We start from the raw sequence: 20,622 nt of genomic DNA on the forward strand, positions 1-20,622 counted from the left end.
AGCAAGAGAGAAGCACCATTGTATCGGCTGAAGCCGATGCCTGAAAGACTAATTCAAATAAGAACTTGAGCATAAAATTAAAGCAATTTCTGCTAGATGCAGAAGATAAGGCCTTTGACCTGGAACACCGCCAGAAGATCCGCTTCAACATTGGCAAGTACAACGCCGCCGTGCAGAACGGCATGGCCGCCTATGAGCACCATGAACTGGCGCGGGAGCGGGCCTCTTTCCTCAAAACCCAAACTATTAACAACCTGGACAAGTACCTGGTGGAGTTTGAGAACAATTTCACCAAACGGGGCGGAAAAGTCATCTGGGCGCAGAACGCTGAGGAAGCCCTGCGGGAGATTGGCACCATCATGAAGCGCAAGCGTGCCAAATCGGTGGTGAAGTCCAAGTCCATGAGTACGGAGGAAATCCACCTCAACGAATTCCTGGAAAAGAACGGTGTGGAAACCCTAGAAACCGATTTGGGCGAATACATTGTGCAGTTGGCCGGTCAGCGCCCCTACCACATTGTCACCCCGGCCATGCACATGTCAAAAAAAGACATTTCAGAGCTGTTTACCAAAAAACTGGGCATTCCGCGCACCGATGACGCCCAGCAACTGGTGCTCACCGCCCGCAAACTTCTCCGCGAAAAATATACTCAGGCCGAGGTAGGCATCAGCGGAGCGAACTTCCTCATTGCGGATATTGGCGGGATTGCCGTTACAGAGAACGAGGGGAATGCCCGTCTTTCCACCACTTTCCCTAAAACGCACATTGCTATAGTGGGCATAGAGAAGCTGATTCCGTCCATGCTGGATCTGGATCTGTTCTGGCCTTTGCTCAGCACCAGCGGTACCGGCCAGAACGTGACCATCTACAACACCATTCTCACCGGCCCCCGCCAACCTACCGAGAAAGACGGCCCAGAGGAAATGTACGTGGTGTTACTGGACAACGGCCGCACCAACTTGCTGGCCCAACCCGAGCAGCGCGAAGCCTTGAACTGCATCAGGTGTGGGGCTTGCCTCAACGTGTGCCCCGTGTATAAGAACATTGGCGGCCATACCTATGAAACCACCTATAGCGGACCAATTGGCTCGGTGATTACGCCGCACCTGGCGGGCATGGAAGAGCACAAGCATTTAAGTTACGCCAGTTCTCTGTGCGGAGCCTGCACCAGCGTGTGCCCGGTCAAGATCAACCTGCACAACCTGCTCCTGTTAAATCGCAAGCAAAGCGTGGAGGAAGGGCTGGTAGACAAGAATGAGAAACTAGCCTTTAAGTTCTGGGCGAAGGGCATGCAGCACCGCCGACTCCTGAACTTTGCGCCTGCCTCGGTTAAAAATTTCGTGCTGGGACACGTGCAGAAAGAAACCTGGAGCAAACGTCGCGAACCACTCAAAGCCGCCCCGCTGTCTTTCAATGAAATGTGGCGAAAACAACGCAAAAACGATTAGCGCACAAAAAAGCCTTCTGTATGCAGAAAGCTCTTTTGTGCGCTTTAAGAACAGCTACTCTAGTTATTATTGTTTACAGGCAGCGCAGTTGCCTTTGCCTAAAGGGCCTTAGTAAACAGACTTCCTTTTTTTGCGGCTAACGCTCTTCTTCACATGGGTTTCGTTCCGCTTACTATGCTTGTACTTCGCTTTAGAACCTTTTTTCTTCTTAGTCAGGAACGGCAAATTTTCCATGGCCAATTCACTACCTGAAGAAGCCATGGCCACCGGAGAGAAGGATACCGCGAAAGCGCAGAACAATACAGAGAGTAAAAATCTTTTCATAAGAAGCATATTAGTTTGTTTATAGTTAACAACTACATACTCCTAAGGTATAGGCTTTATTTAAATTAAACAAATTATTTTTTGCACTTAGCTGCTATTATAGTTTGAGACTTCTAGAATCTACGCAAGGCTTTCAGTAGAATTTCCATCTCCTGTTCAGAAATGGCCGGGAAATTGGCTATTCTAATCTGCTTTTCTTTGCACGCTCCGTATCCGCTTCCTACCACCAAACCCTGGCTTTTCAGGTGGGAAATAACGTCTGCGGCTGGTTTATCCAGCACATCGGCGACTATCACCGTGGGCGAACGGTGGGCTTTCTCCTGCACAAACGGTGCAAACAGCGCACTTTCCTCCAGAAAAGCATATACCCGCTGCGCCTTCGCATCTGTTTCCTGCCTGATTACCCCTACGCCTTTGGCGAGCATGTCTTCCACCACGTGGGTGAGCAGATAAATAGCCAACACGTTGGGCGTACTAGGCGTCTGGAACTGCTGGAACTGCTCCTGCAAAGAGGCAATACTGTGGTGCCCGCCGGTGTACTGCCGGCCTTCCAGGCTGGCCGCTTTCTCGCGGCAGCGTTCGTTCACCAGCCACACGCCCAACCCGGCCGGCAAGCCGAACCCTTTCTGCACCGATAGAAAAGCGGTGTCTATTTTAGAGAAATCCAACGCGGCATACGGTGCGCCAGACACCATATCCACGGAAAGAAGGGGTTCTGAAAACTTTTGGCGCAGTCCATGGATATCTGCCACTGGCACACAAACCCCAGAACTGGTCTCGTTTTGGGTGATGGTCAGCAATTCCGTTCCGCTGGGCACCTGCACGTCCGCTAAGTTGAAACCCTGGCCAAACGGCATCTGCAGCATTTGCGCATCACGCCCCAGACCTTTGGCATGGTCATAATACTTCTTGGAGAAAGAGCCGTTCACCAGATGGAAACTGTTCTGGGCCGTCAAGCTTTGCAGGCTCCGTTCCCAGATCTCGGTGGCCGAACCGGTAAAGTAGATGGCGTAGTCTGCGGGCAACTGAAACAAGGCCCGTAGCCCCGCATCTGCCCGCCGGTACAGATCTTTGAACGCCTGGCTCCGGTGCGACTGCGAAAACACCTGTTTGTCTAAGCCAGTTTGCAAATGCCCCGCCACCGTAGGATACAGTTGCGCCGGGCCGGGAGTGAAATATACAGAAGCCATTTTCCTTTGTTGATTGAATGGTTGAATGATTGCGAGAATGAAAGAAGCTGTTTTTAACCTATTCTGGTAGAAACAGGCCAAAAACAGCTCTTAAACTATCTTACTAACTAATAGGCGCCACATCTGGGAGCAATGATTAACCTGACCGTTCCCGGTGAGTCTGGAGACTCGCTTTATCCTTTGCCACGAGACTGGAGTCTCGCGCCAGTTGGTTTTAAACCTGTGAGGTCTTTAAGACCTCACAGGTTTTTACGTTTCCGGCCTATTTTCCGTGATACCGCTTGCTCCAAAGACCTCGTAGTGCGCGCAGCTCCTACGAGTGTCTACGCCAGTGCCGTTTCAAGCCTGTTTTCCGCAAAACAGCCCCAAAACGCATCAGCCCCCCTCTTCGCGGGAGAGGAGCCGGGGTGAGATCTCCCCCCACGGAAGGCCATGGTTAATAAAGCGTCCGGGATTTGATGGTGTCTGGGATCTGCTTCAGGTGCTTAATCACCGAACGGTCATACTTGGTATCTACGTCCGTGATCACGTAGCCAATGGTTTCGTTCGTTTTCAGGTACTGGCCCAGAATGTTAATTTGGTTATCGGCGAGCGTGTTGTTGATTTTGGCCAGAATACCCGGTACGTTGCGGTGAATGTGGATGAGCCGGTGCGCGTTGCGAAGGGCCGGAAGCTGTAGGTTAGGGAAGTTCACGCTGTTGTAAGACCCGCCGGTATTGATGTAGTCAATCATCTTGGACGGCACGTATTGGGCAATGTTTTCCTGGGCTTCCTCGGTGCTACCGCCCACGTGCGGCGAAAGCAACGTATTCGGCAATCCGCGGAGCGCCGATTCAAAGGTTTCCTGGTTGTTCTTGGGCTCATACGGGAACACGTCTACCGCGCAGCCTCTAATTTTGCCATTTTTTATGTTTTGAGCCAGGGCCTCAATGTCCACCACGTGGCCGCGGGCCAGGTTCAGGAACAAAACGCCGGGCTTCATCAATTCAAATTCCTTCGGGCCGATGATGTTCTTGTTGCTGGCGCGGCCGTCTACGTGCAGGGTGACAATGTCTGCCAAAGCCAGCAGTTCGGCCAGCGAGTGACAGACTTTGGCGTTGCCGAGGGCCAGTTTGTCTACCACGTCATAGAAGTACACTTCCATTCCAAGGCTTTCGGCCAGCACAGAGAGCTGAGAACCTATGTTGCCGTAGCCAATGATGCCCAGTTTCTTGCCCCGTATCTCGTTAGAACCCTTCGCCGATTTATCCCACTCGCCTGCGTGCAAGCGGTTGCTTTTCTCCACCAAGCCACGGGAAAGCATGATAATCTCGCCAATGGCCATTTCCACCACGCTGCGGGTGTTGCTGTACGGGGCGTTGAAGACCACAATGCCGCGTTCGGTACAGGTCTGCAAATCTATCTGGTTGGTGCCAATGCAGAAAGCGCCCACCGCCATCAGGCGCGGGGCGTGCGCCAATGCTTTGGCGGTTACCTGCGTTTTAGACCTGATGCAGAGAATGGCCACGTCATGCAGTTGGGCGCACAGTTCATCTTCTTCCAGCGCCCCGGCCATGACCTCTACCTGGTAGCCTTCCTGCCGGAACATGTTGATGGCCCGCTCATGAATGCCTTCCAGCACCAGCACTTTGATGCGGTTTTTGGGGTAAGAAAGCGCGCTGGGCAGTTTGTTCACGTACAGGAATTCGTCCAGGCTGGGGGTTACGTGGTCTGCTTTGTTGACTACGCTGTCGCGGCTCACGTTTTCGGTGAAGGCGTAGAATTTATCGGCGATGCCGGCTTCCTTGATTTCCCAGTCGGTGTAGCCGTCGCCAATGACGTACACTTCACCGGCCAGTTCCAGGCTTTTGATCTGTTTGGCTTTGCCCTGGTTCTGGGTGAGCACGTTGGCGCGGTCAAACCCGGTAATGTTGCCCGCCTGGTCATAGGTAAAGCTGTTGGCGAACACGTTTTCGGGCTTTACGCCCAGTTCCTGCACAATGGGCACAATGAATTCTTTGAACCCGTTGGAGATAATGTAAATATCGTCTTTGAAGGCCTCAAAGAAGGCGCGGTTATGTTTGAACGACTCGGAAATCTGGCCGCGCAGGTGCTCAATAAGGGTGGCTATGTGGTCTTTGTTGGCCTGGAGCAGGGCCAACCGCTGTTCCAGGGAATCTACCAGGGGAATTTCGCCCTCCATGCCCAGGTCGGTGATGCGTTGAATCTCGGCGAGCACTTTTTGCCGCTTGGCGGGGTCTGGGATGCAGATAGCGCAAAGTTCGTCCAAGGCTTCTACCTTGGTGAAGGTACTGTCAAAATCAATGATGAAGTGCTTGTGCATACGCGTGTGAATGATGTTGCGAGGCCCTGGAAGATGTATCTGCCGCCACCTCTGGTTACTGTTGTGCCTCCCCTCCCGGATTGGTGCCCTAATATTGGGGAGGATATGGGGAAATGAAAAGCGTTTTCGGGTTGTTTTGTGAAAAACAGCCCGAAAACGCTTTTTAAATGGCTGCTTCCCTTAAAAAAGGGCGGGCATACCCGGACGACGTGAGAAGGGAGTCACGTCATTGATGTCTTTGATGCGGCAGATAAACCGCGCCATGCGCTCTACGCCAAACCCTGCCCCGGCGGAATAGGGCAAGCCTTGCTGTTTGGCTACTTGCAGGTAATGTTGGAAGGCTTCTTTGTCGGCGCCGGTTTCTCCCATGCGTTTTAATATCTGGTGGTACTCGTTCTCGCGCTCTGCGCCAGACAAGCCTTCGCCAAAACCCTCGGGCCAGATGAGGTCATAGTTGAGGTACGTGCCCGGTTGCGCAGGGTCTTCCTTGTCATAGAACTCGCGGCGGTGGTTCAGGAGCCAGAAAGGGGCGGTGGCCTCCCTGGATTTGAGGTGCTCAAAGTCTGGGCCGTACTGCGCCTCCAGTTCTTCGGTGCGGTACACGTCCAGTTTACCAAACTCCGGCAGAGACTGGGGGCGGTACTTGGCTACCACCTCCGGCACGTCTCTTTTCACGGCGGCAAAGACGTAGTTAATCAGGTCTTCCATGAAGGAGCGCACAAAGGCTCCGTCTTTGTTTCGGAACTCAAAGTCTATCTGCGTGAACTCAAACAGGTGACGCCCCGTAAATGCACGGTCAGCAAACTCTAAACGAACGTTAGGTGACACAATATACAGGGCCTCTAACGCGGGGTTCAGCAAAGCCAACTGCTTATGGAAAATCATGGATTTGGTGAGGCTCCAGCGGCTACCGGCATACGAGATGGCCGCATCTACCACGCCGTGGTTCAAGGGGTCTGTGATGGGCGAAAGCATGAGGGGCATAAGTTGCACCAAACCACGCTCAAACATAAACTGGTGGGCAGCCCTTACAATGGCCTGCTGCACCTGGAGCACATCTACGGTAGAGGGGCTCTGTAACTGGGCTAGCGTAGCTTCTAAACTTACCGCTATCTCTTCAACCAAATCGGCTTGCATAGAAAATTTTATAAATATGTTAAACTTTATCTCATTTAGTTATCACAAATATAATACTTGGCATTATAATTTAATAATTTCGTAAATATATTTTTCGTATCTTAGCACATCTTTAAAAAGAGAATATATTTGTTGTTGAATTGCTAAATATAGACCTATAAAATGGCCCAAGTTTCAGAAATTGATAATCTTGACAGAAGAATTCTTTCCATGCTCATGCTAGATGCCACCAGAGCCTACACAGACATAGCGAAGGAATTACAGGTTTCTGGGGGTACCGTACATGTGCGCATGAAAAAGTTGGAGGACTTGGGCGTGATCAAAGGATCGCACCTGTTCATCAACCCCAACGCGGTAGGATATGATATTTGCGCCTTTATTGGTATCTACCTGGAGAAAGGCTCTGCGTACCAGACGGCGGTTACCGCCATGCGGCAAGTGCCCGAGATTGTGGAAATGCACTACACTACCGGCCAGTGGAGCATGTTTGCCAAAATCATCTGCCGTGACACCCTGCACCTGCGCGAAGTCCTGAATGAGAAAATACAAGCCATTGAGGGCGTGGAGCGCACAGAAACCTTTATTTCACTGGAAGAGAGCATTACCCGCCAGGTAAACATCCTGTAATTCCTGTAAATGCGTAAATGCGCTCATCGGCCATTGGCCGAAAACGAAAACTGTATTATCTTTCATCGCTGAAGTCTACAGATAGGCCAGCGCGTTTATGACCGAAAGATATGGTACCCGTAAGAGTCAAAAATGGATGAGGCAGGCAACCCTGCCTTTCCTGTTTCTTTTTTTATGGGCCTGCGGCGATTCTGAAACTCCTGAGAAAGGGATTACCCTCAAGAAGACTGCCCGCAAAGTAAGTGTGATTGCTCACCGGGGCGCTTCTGGCCTGGCCCCCGAAAACACGTTACCCGCGGTAAAGAAAGCGCTGGACACCTCCGCAGATTTCATTGAGATAGACGTTCACCAGAGCAAAGACGGCGAGGTAGTCGTAATCCATGACCCTACCGTTGACCGCACTACCAACGGCACCGGCCGCGTGGCAGACCTCACCCTGGCGCAACTGAAGAAACTGGATGCCGGCATCAAGCACGACTCTTCCTTTGCAGGCACCCGCATTCCTACCCTGGCGCAGGTCTTGCGCGCCGTGAAAGGCAAAAAGAAGCTGCTCATTGAACTGAAAAAGGGCGCAGAAGGCTACTATGAGGGTTTAGAGGAAAACACTCTCCGGATCATAAAGGAACACCGCGCCCAGGAATGGTGTGTGCTGCAATCTTTCCATGACCCCATTCTGGAGCGCATCTGGAAAGCCGATTTTGTGATCCAGACCCATAAACTGATGGTAGGCAAGATTCCGTTCCTGCCCATTTTCATTGACCATGAGCTGAAATTCGGCAGTTTTGACCGTTATTCAGAGGCTACTGCCATAAACATACACCGGTACTTCGCCTCCAAAGCCTTTATCAAGCTCCTGCACAGCCAAGGCTTTAAAACCTTTATCTGGACGGAGGACGAACCCCAGAACATTCAGCGGCTCTTTGAACTAGGGGCCGATGGTGTCATGACCAACCACCCGGAGCTGATCAATTGGGAATAAGCGGCGTTTCTGGCCTGATTTAGGGAAAACAGGCGTGAAGCATAGGTTGGCTAATATCCTCTATCGGCCTATTTTTAGCCTCTGCCTGTAACTGGGTTCTTCAGGAAGATTGATAGGTGAATGCCTTTTGCTGTTGTCCTGGGTTGTCTGCTTTTTGCGTGGGTATGAGCAGGCGCACACCTTTTGCTATTCCCTTGGCATGTCCGCTTTTCGCGTGGGTGCAGCGTCTCTTTGCATAGCTTCTGGTAAGCGCTCAGGGAAGACTGGAAACGGGGAAAGGAGCAAAACCCTTTTTCTATGGCGCGGATTTACTTCCGCAACTTGCTTTTCGGGTAATCTTAAGTCACGGAAGTAAATCCGCACCATAGAAGGGGCTGCAACGGTAATTAGTTGCATTACCTGTATTCCCCTGCAAAAGCGTATTCCCCTCCTTGGCTAATCTTGTAGGGAAAATGAGCGGCTATTTAGTTTCTAAAACTTCCATAAAACCAAGCCGTTCTTACCCGCTCTCCCGTGGTTCCCGCTCTTTCGGAGTTCCACTCCGGAAGCAAGCTGCCGGGGAGTTCTACTCCCCTTCTTTTGCCCGTGGTTCCCGGCGGAGTAGAACTCCGCAGCAGGCAGGTTCGGGAGTTCTACTCCCGAACAGCAAGGAAATAATTTTTCCCTATAAGATTCCCTCTCCGGAGGGGTAGGGGTAGGTTCTGGCTTTCCACCATCTCCTGCAAAGGCGCACCAATCATGCAGTGGGGGAATAACTTCTGTTTTAGCGCTGTTTTTGGCAAAATACTTCTAAACGCTGGGGCCGCTTCTTTTACCGGAAGAAGTTTTTCCTACTGCTGGTTCTTCGCCTGGATGGTTGTGCACAAGAGCAGGGAGAAACCAAGCTGCAGCACCTTACTTTTGCCAGTTGAGCTTACGAATCCCAAATTTAAGCAAGCCCCTAAAACGGGTCATAGAGGGAAAGGATAAAAGTAAGGCAACAGAGCAGATTCATTTCCACCTGCAAAAGGCGGGCGCGCTTCAGTACCTCAAGGAAGACCACCGGGGAAACAGTTACGCCTATAAAACAGTTAACTCTAGGCATACTTTCTTATATTTAAGAAGAACGGGCAGGCCCGCAGACTTTTCGATCTCTAACATCTGGCCTGCGTATGTCTATGTACCAACCCTTACCGCATGATTTTAGACGCTTATACTTTTCTGATCATCCTTAGCAGCCTTATTGTTCTCTCCTATGTGTTTGACATTTTGGCCAGGAAGTCCAAAATTCCTTCCGTTATCTTACTGCTCATCACCGGCATTCTTCTGCAGCTAGTAGCCAACTATTTCAATGTGAGGCTGCCTGGCCTGCGCAACATTCTGGAGTTGTTTGGCATTATCGGGTTGATCTTGATTGTGCTGGAAGGCGCTTTGGATCTGGAACTGAGCCGCGACAAGCTGCCGGTCATCAGAAAAACGTTGCTTACGGCTACCCTTACCTTGCTCATCACGGCGGCACTCATTGCGTGGTTCGTGAACTTCTGGCTACAGGTGCCCTACCAGGTGGCCATTGTGAATGCGATTCCGCTGGCGGTGATCAGTAGCGCTATTGCCATTCCCAGCGTGAGCAACCTAACACCGCAGAAGCGGGAATTCATTGTCTACGAGGCCACGTTTTCAGATATCATTGGGATTGTGGCCTTCAATTTTGCGGTGCAGAATGAGCAGATTGGCGTTGGTTCCTTTGTTTCCTTAGCCCTTGACCTCACCAGCATTTTCCTGATTTCTATTGTGTGCTGCCTTGTGCTGCTGTTTTTTGTGGACAAGATCAAAAGCCACATCAAATTCTTCCTGATTATTGCGTTGCTCATTCTACTTTACTCGGTGGGCAAAAAGCTGCACCTGTCTTCGCTCTTGATGGTGCTGTGTTTTGGCCTGATGCTGAACAATGCGGCTCTGTTTATCAAAGACCGGCTGGGCAAATACATCAGCCTGACCTCTCTGCAGTCTGAGATTGTGCACCTGAAGCAAATTAATGGCGAGAGCGCCTTCGTGATCAGGACTTTCTTTTTCCTGCTGTTCGGGTTCTCCATCAACCTACAGGAACTGTACCAGCTAGATGTGTGGGTGCTGGGTTTCACCATCTTCAGTATTATCCTGTTGGTGCGGTTTACGTACCTGCAGTACATTGCGCGGGTGCCGCTTATTCCGGAACTCTTCATCGCCCCCAGGGGGCTTATCACCATCCTGCTCTTCTACAGCATTCCGGCTCAATATGACATTGCCGGTATGAATGAAAGTGTGCTCTTCTTTGTGGTGTTGCTCTCCAGCCTGCTTATGATGATGGGGCTCCTGCTCACTAAAAACAAGGTGAATGACATTCCTGATTATTGAGAGACGGGACGTTCCCGGCAAAAAGACAACTGCTTCGTAAGAGCATGTTTGCTTTCTCCAGATGAAACAGACGCATGATGGCGTTATTTCATAAAAATCTATAGCTTAGCTACATGAGAAAAGTACTGGCGGTTATCATATTGGTTACCCTCGGTCCGGTAACGGGTTGGAGCCAATTCCTGTCTGATCCATTATTGCCTTCTTCCGGAGCAAGACCTAAGCCCATGCCACGACTTGCCGTAGTCACCACGGGTTCTCATGAACCGTTGCTGCTTCTGGGCTCCCAGAAAACCGACTTCGCCTCAATGGTGGTAGACCCTAAGGAAATCAAGGTGGTGAAAGCTTATAAAGACTCGGCCATTTTGGCCAACATGGGTTATGAGGCCCGGCACGGGGTGTTGCTTATTGAGCTTAAAAGCAAGAAACCGCTCCTGAACTTAGAGCACGTGCTGGACTACTTTGAAGTACCGCCCACCCAACGGCAACTGCGTGTTCTGCTGAACAGGCAACCGGTCAACGAAAGCCGTTTTCTGGCCGATGTTAAACGGATTGTGAAGATAGAAGTGATTACGCTGGACAAGATAAGCCCCTACCGGATCAGTTGGGACGAAAACGAGCAGTTCCTGAACATTGTAACGGTACAGCCACCCAGCCAGAACAGTAAACCATAGGGGCAACCCCTTGTGGTTGCCCCTAGTGAGAAACGTAAAAGGGCAACCACAAGGGATTGCCCCTACCTCAATATCCTATAAGGCAAAAATGCGAATCCCCGTTTACCGGCTGCTTTTCAGAAAACAGACCTTAAACGGGGATTCGTCACTCACTCACTCACTCACTCACTCACTCACTATCTTCGTCTGGGAGGATCTCTACATCCTGCACCAGCACCAGTTTCTCTATTTCACGGCCTCTGGGCGTATTGGCGAGGCCACCTAGGGCGGTTTCTTTGTACTTGGTTTCCATGCTTTGCCCTACCTCGCCCAGCGCCAGCACGCATTGGTCTACCGGAATGACTGGGTTTACGCCGGCAATGGCAATCTGGGCACTGGAAAACGCGATGGCTGCCGCGCTGGCATTGCGCACAATGCAGGGCACCTCTACCAAACCCGCTACGGGGTCACAGATCAAGCCCAACATGCACTGGATGGTGATGGCTACGCCCGCAAACGCCTGCTCTACGGTGCCGCCCAGGCAGTACACAATGGCTCCGGCACCCATGGCTGCCGCGCTCCCGGTCTCGGCCTGGCAACCACCTACGGCTCCGGCCAGAGAAGCGTTGGTTTCAATGATAAGCGCAATACCGGCAGCCACCAACAGGCCCTCCAGAATTTTGCGGTCTTCTAAGTGGTGCAAGTCCTGGATGGTGGTCAAGATGCCGGGCAGAATCCCGGAGGCCCCGGCGGTTGGCGCGGCCACCACCCGGCCCATGCACGAGTTCACTTCCTTGGCTCCCAAAGCTCTACTGATAAGCTGCTGAAACTCGGGCGACAGAACTGTTACCGGGGCGGCGGCTACTTTCTTGGCTCCGTTGTTCACCATGCCCGAGCGGGACGTCATGTCCTGGGTCAGTCCGGTTTTCACGGCATCACGCATAACGTCATACGCCCGCTGCAGGCCGTCCCAGATTTCTTCTTCAGAGCGGCCTTTCTGCTCTATCTCATACGCCAGTACTGCTTTGTACAACGGTTCTCCCGTAGCCCGGCAATGCTGCTCCCAACTCGCGAAATCATTAAAAAGTAATGCCATCGTTTATTTATATCTACACGTTCAGAAACCTTCTGCCTTTCTCATCAAAGTTCCCGTTCACCTCTGTCTAAAGGCTGTTTGGAAAGGGTTCAGTCTTTAAAATTACGAGAAATAAAAGAGAAAGCAGCAACTCTTGTATACGGCCAGAGGAAAAAACCCAACGGTAGTTCTTCTTCTGTTTTTCACTTATTTTTAAGAAATCAGCCCTAAAACAAACTACCTATGTTGGCCGCCTTACTTCAGCAAGTTCCGCTTTTCACTCCAGATGACGTGGAGGCTTTCCTGCCTCTCTGGAAAAAGCGATATACTGTGAACCGAGGCGATTTTCTGATACGGCAGGGACAGGTGGAGCAATATCTGTATTTTGTGGAGAGCGGGACACTGCGGCTGTATTTACCTACTCCGCAGGAAGAAATTTGCGTGGGTTTCGCTTACCCTAATACCTTACTCACTTCTTTTCCCTCATTAGTCACCCAAACGCCTTCGCAGTACTGCATCCAATCCCTGCGGAGAAGCGAATTACTAGCCATCAGCAAAACTGATTTTGACCAGATTCAGGAAAAACGCCCTGTAATAGGGAAGTTCTGGCGGCTGGAGTTGGAAAAGGCTTTGGCAGGAAAGATTGAACGCGAAGTGGATCTTCAGCTTCCCGATCCGGCCCAGCGTTTGGAAAGGCTGCTGCGCCGAAGTCCGCACATCTTTCAGTTGGTGCCCAGGAAGTACATTGCCTCTTATCTGCGCATGACCCCGGAAACCCTGAGCCGCATCATGTAATTCTTGATTTCAATCAAGGATTTAGCTGAAAGTGGCTTCTACCTTTGGCAAAAAAGGATAACAACCATGGACACAGCCACTTTTCTCCCTCAACTTCACCAGCAAGCCCAGATTCAGAAAGATATTATCTGCTCTGAGTTCATGGAGTTGCCCCTTGCCACCCTCAATTTCAAGCCGCACGCCACTGGCTGGAGCATTCTGGAATGCGTGGAGCATTTGAACCGCTACAGCCGTTTCTATCTGCCTCATTGTGAACGCACCCTTGCCTCTACCTCTACACCACCCACTCTGCAGCCTGTACGGTACTCCTGGCTAGGCAAAAAGTCTTTAGACTTGGTAAACCCCAGCAGTACGAAGAAACACAAGACCCTGAAACATATGAACCCGCACAACAGTCAGCTCACCCCAAACGTGTTGGACGAGTTTCAACAGCACCAGGAAACCCTATTACGCCTTTTAAATACCGCCACTACCGCAGACCTCAACAAGAAGTCTGTTCCGGTTGAGTTTCTCAAGTTGCTCAAGATGCGGCTGGGAGAAGCATTGGAGTTCCTTGTCTTGCACCAACAACGCCACCTGCAACAAGCCCTACGCGCGAAAGAGCAGGCTCTTCAGCCTATTGGCTTGGTAATTTAAGGAAGGAGGGATGGAGGGGTTAAATGCTGGCGCGAGTCTGGAGACTCGCGCCTACAGATGATGGGTAGTCTCCTGACTGTCCTCGCTGCCCAGCAGCGACACGGCGCATTGCCGGTCATCCACGTCTATACGACTATACCGCCTGCTTAAATGACCTTGTAGTGTCTGAAAGACCCGCGAGCGTCTGTATTGCACGCCAATCAGGAGATTGGCTGCCCAAGGGTGCGTAGAACGCTGCCGCTAACTCTACGCACAACAATAAAGTCTGGAGACTCGCATCACCCCTCGTCACGAGACTTTAGTCTCGCGCCAGTATTTTCTACCTGCCTGCTCCCGCAACAACGCCTTTGATGGTCACTATCTCGCGCTCACCGGTTTTCAGGTTTACTTTCCAGAGTTCGTGGGCATTGGTGTTGGTGATCCAGAGGAGATCCTGGTGGAAGTGGACATCATTGGGCTCTTCCAGTCCTGCCACTACGGTGCGGATGCGCTTTTTCTGGAGGTTAAGTTCTTTGACTTTCCCGTTGTAAGTATCGGCTAGGTAAAGGGTACCGGCGTGGGCGGTGATGCCCATGCAGTGCTGGAGGTAGGCTTCGTCAAAATCGCCGTCTTCGTCGCCAAACTCAAAGAGGCCCCGCCCAATGAGGGTGGTCACGGTGCCTTTGTCTAGGTGCAGGGCCCGCACGGCGCTGGCCTCGGGGTCTGCAATGTAGAGCGTACGCTCCAGCAGGGCCAGGCCGCTGGGTTGGTTGAAGGCCGCCTCAGGAAAGGTGCCGTCGGCGAGGGCTTCGCGGCCGGTACCCGCAAACCGGTACGCTTTCTCCGTCTCAAGATCCAGGCGCAGGATCTGGTGATTTCCGGCACTGGCTATGTAGAGTTGGTTTCCGTCTATGGCTAGATCCCAGGGGCTGTTGGGGTTGACGGGAACGCCCACCTCTTCATGGAAAAAATAGTAGCTCAGCTCCCCCGTTCCGACACTTGTTGTTACCTGCCTCTGGTGGAGGTTCACTTTTCGGATGGCATTGTTCTTCGCGTCAGCTACGTACAGGAAAGATCCGTGGAGCGCCAGGCCGTGCGGCTCCTGGAAACTGGCCTCTTCAAAAGAGCCATCGGTGAAGCCGCGCTGGCCGCTGCCAATGATTTCCAGTAACTGCCCGGTGGTGTCTAGTTTCAAGATCCGGTGGTGGCCGCTGTCAGAAAGGTACAGGTTGCCTTCTTCGTCAAAGATCAGCTTGGAGGGAAACTTGAGGGCCGAGGTTGGCGCAGGTTCGGCTTTAAAGCGGAAGGGCTCCCGGTTCAACTTATCGGCGAAGGTTGCTATCAGGTTATCCAGGTGGGGTTTGATGATGTCATAGATGCCTTCGCCGGGCTTCTGGCCTACTACTTTGCCATCGGGGTCAATGAGGGTAACGGTGGGCCAAGCGTTGATGGCGTATTGTTTCCAGACCTCAAAATCGGCATCGTTCACCACCGGGTGCTCTATCCCGAACTTGAGAATAGCCTGCCTTATGGCGTTCTGCCGTTTTTCGGCGTCAAACTTAGCGGAGTGCACCCCAATGATGACCAATTCACGGGCGTATTCCTTTTCCAGCCGCTTCAAATCTGGCAGAATGTGCTGGCAGTTGATGCACCCAAACGTCCAGAAGTCCAGCAAGACAATCTTTCCTCTGAAATCTTTCAGGAAATAGGAACGGTCTGTGTTTAGCCAACCGTGGCGGGTGTTTATTTCAGGAGCATTGACGCGGCCGGTAAGCATAAGTGGTATTTACTTGTAAATTGGTCAGTTAATGGGAGACTAGTACGCGGTGCATCATCTGTTTTTAAGCCGAAACCTGAATTTTAAGCCAGAAACAGATGGTGTTACTTTGGCCTGAAGGAGCTACGCTAAATTAACCCATGACCAGCTATGCGCCGTGAAGAAAATGCAAGCCCTCTTTTACGTATTCTGAAACGGGTGGTTAGCCTTTTGCAAATCCAGCACGGGCCAATTGGTTTAGAAGGGTAAAACTATCTCTGGGCAAGTTGCGTTTTTATGCTTGTTTCTGAAAAGTAGGCTTACATTACCGAAGGGCTTGGTTTACGGGCTGGGTAGTTTGTCTACGCATGTGTCACCTTTATTTTTCGCTATTACATAACTCTACCCACCTTGAACATCAAACTTTTTCTGACCACCTCTCTCCTGTGGATTTCTTTGTCTACGGGAGTAGTAGCCCAGACGTCTACCCCAGATATCCTTCTCACCCAACCGGTGCCTGCGGCGGTGTCACCGGCAGCAGAAAAGCCTAAAACGGGCAAGTACCTAAAGCGGGCGGTGCTGCCTTCAGCCATTTTAATTGCGGCTGGTATTGCCACCATCAAAGACAACGGCCCTTACAGTAGCTATGATGCCCGCCGAGACGCCCGCCGGGCTTTCCCCAATTTCAGCAACAACCTAGATGATTATCTTTTCTTTGTGCCCATTGTGGGGTTGTACGGCTTTGACCTGTTCTCTTCCCAGAACAAGCATGACATAAGAAGGCAAACCGGACTGTTGCTAGCCTCTGGGGCACTGACGACCCTGGTCATTTACCCTACCAAAATCCTGACGGCGCAAGAGCGGCCCAACGGAAAACCGCGGGCTTTCCCCTCGGGCCACACTGCCTTCGCGTTTACTATTGCCACTTTGGTGGACAAAGAGTTCAGAGGCAAAAGCAAATGGATCAGCGTGGGCAGTTACACCATCGCCTCGGCCACGGGCGTGATGCGGGTGCTGAACAATGAACACTGGATGGCCGATGTGCTGGCCGGGGCCGGCATTGGCATTCTGTCGGTGAACACCGTTTACTTTTTGCATGACCGGCTCCTGCGCAACAAAGGGCTGAACGCCTCCCTTACCCCCACGGTTCTGCCCAACGGACAAATGGGCCTGGGCTTCGGCTTGCAGTTTTAGTTGTTGGTTATCAGTTGTCAGTTGTTGGTTGTCAGTTTTAGTTGCTGAAATGGTTGATGGCTGATTATTGCTTGTTTTTATCAAAACGAACCCAAAACAGCGTACAGAACAACACCAGCGCTTCGGGCCACCCGTACCAAATAAACGCTCTTCTAAAATCACCAACAATCTGACAACTAAAAACTGACAACTAAAAACTAACAACTAAAAAATGAAACTGCTCACCGCCGCCCAGACCCGCGCCGCCGATGCCTATACCATTGCGCACGAACCCCTCTCTTCTCTGGCGTTAATGGAGCGCGCCGCGGGCGCCTTGGTGCGATGGCTACAGCAAAAGTATTCCCCTGAACCCCCTTTCTATATCTTCTGCGGCCCCGGCAACAACGGCGGCGATGGCTTGGCCGCGGCCCGCCTGCTTCACCATGACGGGTATGACGTACAGGTATTCCTGGCCGATACAGGACAGAATGCCTCTGGAGATTTCACCCAGAACCTGGAGCGTTTGCCCCAAGCCATTCCCGTGACCAGAATACAGAGCTTGGCAGACATCACTTTTCAGTTACCGGCGCAGGCCATCGTGCTGGATGGGCTGTTCGGCTCTGGTCTTTCCAGACCACTGGAGGGGCTGTATGCCCAACTTGTCACGTACCTGAACCAACAGGCTGCCACCATCGTCGCCATTGACATTCCCTCCGGCTTATTCGCAGATGCGCCAACCGCGCCCGGGAACACCAGTATACAGGCAGACATCACCCTCACCTTTGAACGGCCTAAGCTTGCCTTCCTGCTACCCTCCTCAGGAGCCTACGCGGGGGAATGGCACGTGCTCCCTATTGGGCTGCACCAAGACTTTTTAGCGCAGGTGGCCTCTCCGTACCAACTCTTGCTGCCCGGCACCATTAAACGCCTTTTACGTCCCAGATCAAAGTTCTCCCACAAAGGCACGTTTGGGCACGCCCTGCTGGTAGGCGGAAGCTACGGAAAGATGGGAGCCATTACCATGAGTGCCCACGCGGCCTTGCGGTCTGGAGTAGGCTTATTAACGGTACAGGTGCCTAAAATTGGCTACGGCATTCTCCAGACGGCCGTGCCCGAGGCGATGGTGCTCACAGATGCACACGAACTGCACCTCTCCCAGTTCCCCGATGATCTGGCGAAGTATCAATGTCTTGGCATAGGCCCAGGATTGGGGCAGGCCGAGGATTCCAGATTGGCGTTGGAAACATTATTCCGGCAGAAACTACCGCCCTTGGTGCTGGATGCCGATGCCCTTAACCTACTGGCCTCTGACCGTTTGCTACGCCAGCACTTGCCCGCAGACAGCATCCTCACCCCGCACCCCAAGGAATTCGAGCGGCTCACCGGCCCGGCCACCGATGATTTCCACCGCCTGCAACTCCTGCAAAGTTTCTGTGCCGAGCATGCCTGTTACGTGATTCTGAAGGGTGCCCACACCTGCATAGGAACCCCAACCGGCGAGTTTCACTTCAACACCACCGGTAACCCAGGCATGGCCACCGGTGGTACCGGCGATGTGCTTACCGGCATCCTAACCGGATTACGGGCCCAGGGGTATGCTGCTTTGGAGACATGCCAGCTAGGGGTTTACCTGCATGGCCTGGCCGGAGATCTGGCCGCAGAAGTAGAAGGGGAAACCTCGCTCATCGCCTCTGACCTGTACAAATACTTAGGTGCCGCCTTTCAAAAAGCAAAGCAGTAACAAAGCGCCTTTTCACCAACTACTAACGGGAACTCGGGAACGGCAAGAGCTATACAGAAATAGCAAAGGACGCTTAGAAGCACCCGTTCCGTCTTGGGGCCCACCATCAGGCTGGTATCTCGTCCCCCTTCAAAGCTGATCTTGTAGGGAAAAATGAGCGGCTATTTAGTTTCTAAAAATTCCAGAAAACCAAACCGCTCCGCCGCAGACAGGTTCGGGAGTGGAACTCCCGAACAGCAAGGGAAGGGATTAAGGTTCTACTAGCTGTATAGCCCCTGCTCCTCCGCAAAACCTACCCCTCCTGGGCTCATCTTATAGGGAAAAGAGCGGCCGTTTGTTTCCTTGGCTTGCCCCCTGACAAGCCAAGGTAGGTGAAGGACAGCTTGAACCGCTTTTCTCCCGTCCTGTCGGGAGACAGGCCGGGGAAGCAGGTTGGTGCGTTTTAAGTCCGTTTTCTGCAAAACAGGCTCAAAACGCGCAAAACACCATCCCCGCTCTTTCGGAGTTCCACTCCGAAAGCATTCGGTTGGGGGAGTTCCACTCCCCTTCTCTTGCCCGTGGCTCCCGGCAGAGTGGGACTCCGCAGCAGACAGGTTCGGGAGTGGAACTCCCGAACAGCGACATCAGCCAAAGTTTCCCTACCAGAGGAGCTTCAAAAGGGACGGAGATTTAGTATAATAGCTTATCAAGCTGTTTTCGCCCTGTTTTCAGGAAATCAGCCCTAAAACAATCCTTCGGTTTCAGGCACGTTTTTGGCTTCCTTTTTCGAAATCTGGCAGAAAACAGGCAATTCGGCTTTACCGGGGTTTACATCAGGAGCCATACCAGCAGGAACTGTAGCAGCATCATACCATCGGCGAGCACCATGAAGTAGTACTGGGATCTGTATTCGTGGGCATTCCAGACGACCAGGGCCGCTCCTATTCCGGCTGCCCCTAACGCAATCCGCAGGTGGGGCGCGGTTCCGGCGGGTACCAGCAACGCGTACAGCAGCAAGATGACCAAGGCCAGCCTTTTGGTATTCTGCACGCCCCATTTGGTGGGGAAGGTGACGGTTTGGGTGAGTTTGTCTTTGTGCACGTCGCGTATGTCAAAGACCAGGGTGAGGGAGAAAAGGAACAGGAAACGCCGCAGGAAAAGGATAAGGCTGTCAGACGCGAACAGGTCATGGTCTACTTCCATGAGGGGCAACTGCACGGTGATCGCCGACCAGACGTAGGCGATCAGGAAAACTTTGAGCAAGGGAATATCGCGCAGCGGAATATAACGCTCGCCTTCCGGCACCACCGGAACGGAGTAGAGCCCGGCCACCACCATCAGGTGCAGCAAAAACCAGAAATTCAACTCGAAAATAGCCGTCCAGTAAAGGAAAATGGTGCACAAGGCACTGGCCAGCGAAATGAAGATCAGCTCCAATCTGTTGGCTTTCACCCATTTCATGCGAGAACCCAGGGGCACGTTTTGGTTGAATTTGTAGGGCACTAGGCTGTCTGCATTGTAGACAAAAAGGGTGGCAAAGAAAACAATGCCCGCCAGGCGCAGGGAAACCGGAATCCCGCTCAGCAAATACGTCTCCAGCACCAGCACGGCGGCGCACAGCGAGATGAACAGGTTGCTGTACAGAATAAAATCCAGGGTTTTCCGGGGGACGTTCATGCTTCTTCGGGGTCAATGGCTTTCCGCTCCATCTCTCTGGCAAAGTACGTCTGCGGGAAACATAGGTGCAACACTATTCTTCTGTTTCTGAAACGGCGTTTGCCAAAGGCCCTAAACTGAAAGCGCCGCTTTCCTATACGGGAAGCGGCGCTTTTGTATAAATCTTTTTACCTCTTACTCTTTATCTCTGAAAGTGGTGTTGTACAGCTCTATGCTCTGCTCAATGATTCTGTAGGCATCTTCGCGGCCCAGGAAGTTCTCCACAATCACTTCTTTGTTTTCCAGTTTCTTGTAGTCTTCAAAGAAGCGCTGGATTTCCAGCAGGGTGTGGGGCGGTAACTCAGAAATATCATTGATGTGCTTCACAGACATGTCATTGGCGGCTACGGCAATGATTTTATCGTCTTCCTCGTTGTTGTCAATCATCTGCATCACGCCAATCACTTTGGCATCAATGAGGCACATGGGAGCTACGTCAATGGAGCAGAGCACCAGAATATCCAACGGGTCTTTGTCATCGCAGTACGTCTGCGGAATGAAGCCGTAGTTGGCCGGGTAATGTACCGCCGAAAACAATACGCGGTCTAGCTTCAGTAAGCCACTATCTTTATCTAATTCGTATTTAGCCTTTGATCCCTTCGGAATTTCAATGATACCCGTTACTATCTTGGGAGCTTCCTCTCCAAAGCTTACATCATGCCAAGGGTTGCTGGCGTTTTTAGTGGTCTCTAACATGTTACTTTCTGTATCTAATTAATTT

18 protein-coding genes are annotated in these 20,622 nt (G+C 51.9%); 9 read left to right on the forward strand and 9 right to left on the reverse strand.

Annotated elements, in window-relative coordinates; translation table 11 throughout:
- Positions 1–65 precede the first annotated feature (65 nt).
- Positions 66–1,448, forward strand: a complete 1,383-nt coding sequence (locus HHO50_RS13935; protein WP_181306675.1) for a LutB/LldF family L-lactate oxidation iron-sulfur protein — start codon at positions 66–68, stop codon at positions 1,446–1,448.
- 108 nt (positions 1,449–1,556) lie between these two features.
- Here the strand turns inward: HHO50_RS13935 and HHO50_RS13940 are convergent, their stop codons facing one another.
- From HHO50_RS13940 to HHO50_RS13955, 4 genes are all read right to left on the reverse strand, one after another.
- Positions 1,557–1,781, reverse strand: a complete 225-nt coding sequence (locus HHO50_RS13940; protein ID WP_181306676.1) for a hypothetical protein — start codon at positions 1,779–1,781, stop codon at positions 1,557–1,559.
- 104 nt (positions 1,782–1,885) lie between these two features.
- On the reverse strand, positions 1,886–2,962 hold the full coding sequence (locus HHO50_RS13945) for an aminotransferase class V-fold PLP-dependent enzyme (RefSeq protein ID WP_181306677.1): 1,077 nt from the start codon (positions 2,960–2,962) through the stop codon (positions 1,886–1,888).
- A gap of 436 nt (positions 2,963–3,398) precedes the next feature.
- The gene (gene serA / locus HHO50_RS13950; RefSeq protein WP_181306678.1) at positions 3,399–5,285 is read right to left on the reverse strand and encodes a phosphoglycerate dehydrogenase; all 1,887 of its coding nucleotides are present in this window, start codon (positions 5,283–5,285) and stop codon (positions 3,399–3,401) included.
- Between the two features lie 180 nt (positions 5,286–5,465).
- Positions 5,466–6,422 carry an asparagine synthetase A gene (locus HHO50_RS13955; protein ID WP_181306679.1) on the reverse strand — a complete coding sequence of 319 codons (957 nt, stop codon included), beginning with the start codon at positions 6,420–6,422 and terminating at the stop codon, positions 5,466–5,468.
- Between the two features lie 162 nt (positions 6,423–6,584).
- Here HHO50_RS13955 and HHO50_RS13960 point away from each other — a divergent pair, with 162 nt between their 5' ends.
- Entirely contained in the window at positions 6,585–7,049 is a 465-nt protein-coding gene (locus tag HHO50_RS13960; RefSeq protein ID WP_181306680.1) for an Lrp/AsnC ligand binding domain-containing protein, read from the forward strand.
- Between the two features lie 97 nt (positions 7,050–7,146).
- Positions 7,147–8,028 carry a glycerophosphodiester phosphodiesterase family protein gene (locus HHO50_RS13965; protein ID WP_181306681.1) on the forward strand — a complete coding sequence of 294 codons (882 nt, stop codon included), beginning with the start codon at positions 7,147–7,149 and terminating at the stop codon, positions 8,026–8,028.
- A 940-nt stretch (positions 8,029–8,968) separates the two neighbouring features.
- On the opposite strand, the gene HHO50_RS13970 is transcribed toward HHO50_RS13965, so the two are convergent.
- Positions 8,969–9,112, reverse strand: coding sequence for a hypothetical protein (locus tag HHO50_RS13970; RefSeq protein ID WP_181306682.1), 144 nt, complete (start codon positions 9,110–9,112; stop codon positions 8,969–8,971).
- 92 nt (positions 9,113–9,204) lie between these two features.
- On the opposite strand from HHO50_RS13970, the gene HHO50_RS13975 reads away from it, so the two are divergent.
- On the forward strand, positions 9,205–10,401 hold the full coding sequence (locus tag HHO50_RS13975) for a cation:proton antiporter (protein WP_181306683.1): 1,197 nt from the start codon (positions 9,205–9,207) through the stop codon (positions 10,399–10,401).
- A gap of 113 nt (positions 10,402–10,514) precedes the next feature.
- Complete coding sequence (locus HHO50_RS13980; RefSeq protein ID WP_181306684.1) at positions 10,515–11,072, forward strand: hypothetical protein; 558 nt, start codon at positions 10,515–10,517, stop codon at positions 11,070–11,072.
- A gap of 169 nt (positions 11,073–11,241) precedes the next feature.
- Here the strand turns inward: HHO50_RS13980 and sdaAA are convergent, their stop codons facing one another.
- Positions 11,242–12,147, reverse strand: coding sequence for an L-serine ammonia-lyase, iron-sulfur-dependent, subunit alpha (gene sdaAA, locus HHO50_RS13985; RefSeq protein ID WP_181306685.1), 906 nt, complete (start codon positions 12,145–12,147; stop codon positions 11,242–11,244).
- Between the two features lie 222 nt (positions 12,148–12,369).
- On the opposite strand from sdaAA, the gene HHO50_RS13990 reads away from it, so the two are divergent.
- Together HHO50_RS13990 and HHO50_RS13995 are read left to right on the forward strand one after the other, a co-directional pair.
- The gene (locus HHO50_RS13990) at positions 12,370–12,921 is read left to right on the forward strand and encodes a Crp/Fnr family transcriptional regulator (protein WP_181306686.1); all 552 of its coding nucleotides are present in this window, start codon (positions 12,370–12,372) and stop codon (positions 12,919–12,921) included.
- A gap of 66 nt (positions 12,922–12,987) precedes the next feature.
- Positions 12,988–13,557 (forward strand): DinB family protein, encoded by a 570-nt coding sequence (locus tag HHO50_RS13995; protein ID WP_181306687.1) that lies wholly within the window; start codon positions 12,988–12,990, stop codon positions 13,555–13,557.
- Between the two features lie 319 nt (positions 13,558–13,876).
- Here HHO50_RS13995 and HHO50_RS14000 read toward each other — a convergent pair whose 3' ends face one another.
- Positions 13,877–15,313, reverse strand: coding sequence for a thioredoxin-like domain-containing protein (locus HHO50_RS14000; RefSeq protein WP_181306688.1), 1,437 nt, complete (start codon positions 15,311–15,313; stop codon positions 13,877–13,879).
- Between the two features lie 390 nt (positions 15,314–15,703).
- Here HHO50_RS14000 and HHO50_RS14005 point away from each other — a divergent pair, with 390 nt between their 5' ends.
- Both HHO50_RS14005 and HHO50_RS14010 read left to right on the forward strand, forming a co-directional pair.
- On the forward strand, positions 15,704–16,486 hold the full coding sequence (locus tag HHO50_RS14005) for a phosphatase PAP2 family protein (protein ID WP_219921551.1): 783 nt from the start codon (positions 15,704–15,706) through the stop codon (positions 16,484–16,486).
- Positions 16,487–16,697: 211 nt separating this feature from the next.
- Complete coding sequence (locus HHO50_RS14010; RefSeq protein ID WP_181306689.1) at positions 16,698–18,206, forward strand: NAD(P)H-hydrate dehydratase; 1,509 nt, start codon at positions 16,698–16,700, stop codon at positions 18,204–18,206.
- Positions 18,207–19,013: 807 nt separating this feature from the next.
- On the opposite strand, the gene HHO50_RS14015 is transcribed toward HHO50_RS14010, so the two are convergent.
- Entirely contained in the window at positions 19,014–19,862 is an 849-nt protein-coding gene (locus HHO50_RS14015; RefSeq protein ID WP_181306690.1) for a UbiA family prenyltransferase, read from the reverse strand.
- Between the two features lie 174 nt (positions 19,863–20,036).
- Entirely contained in the window at positions 20,037–20,597 is a 561-nt protein-coding gene (locus HHO50_RS14020) for an inorganic diphosphatase (protein WP_181306691.1), read from the reverse strand.
- Positions 20,598–20,622: the final 25 nt, after the last annotated feature.

The sequence above is a fragment of the Rufibacter sp. XAAS-G3-1 genome (assembly GCF_013623775.1).
Lineage (GTDB): Bacteria > Bacteroidota > Bacteroidia > Cytophagales > Hymenobacteraceae > Nibribacter.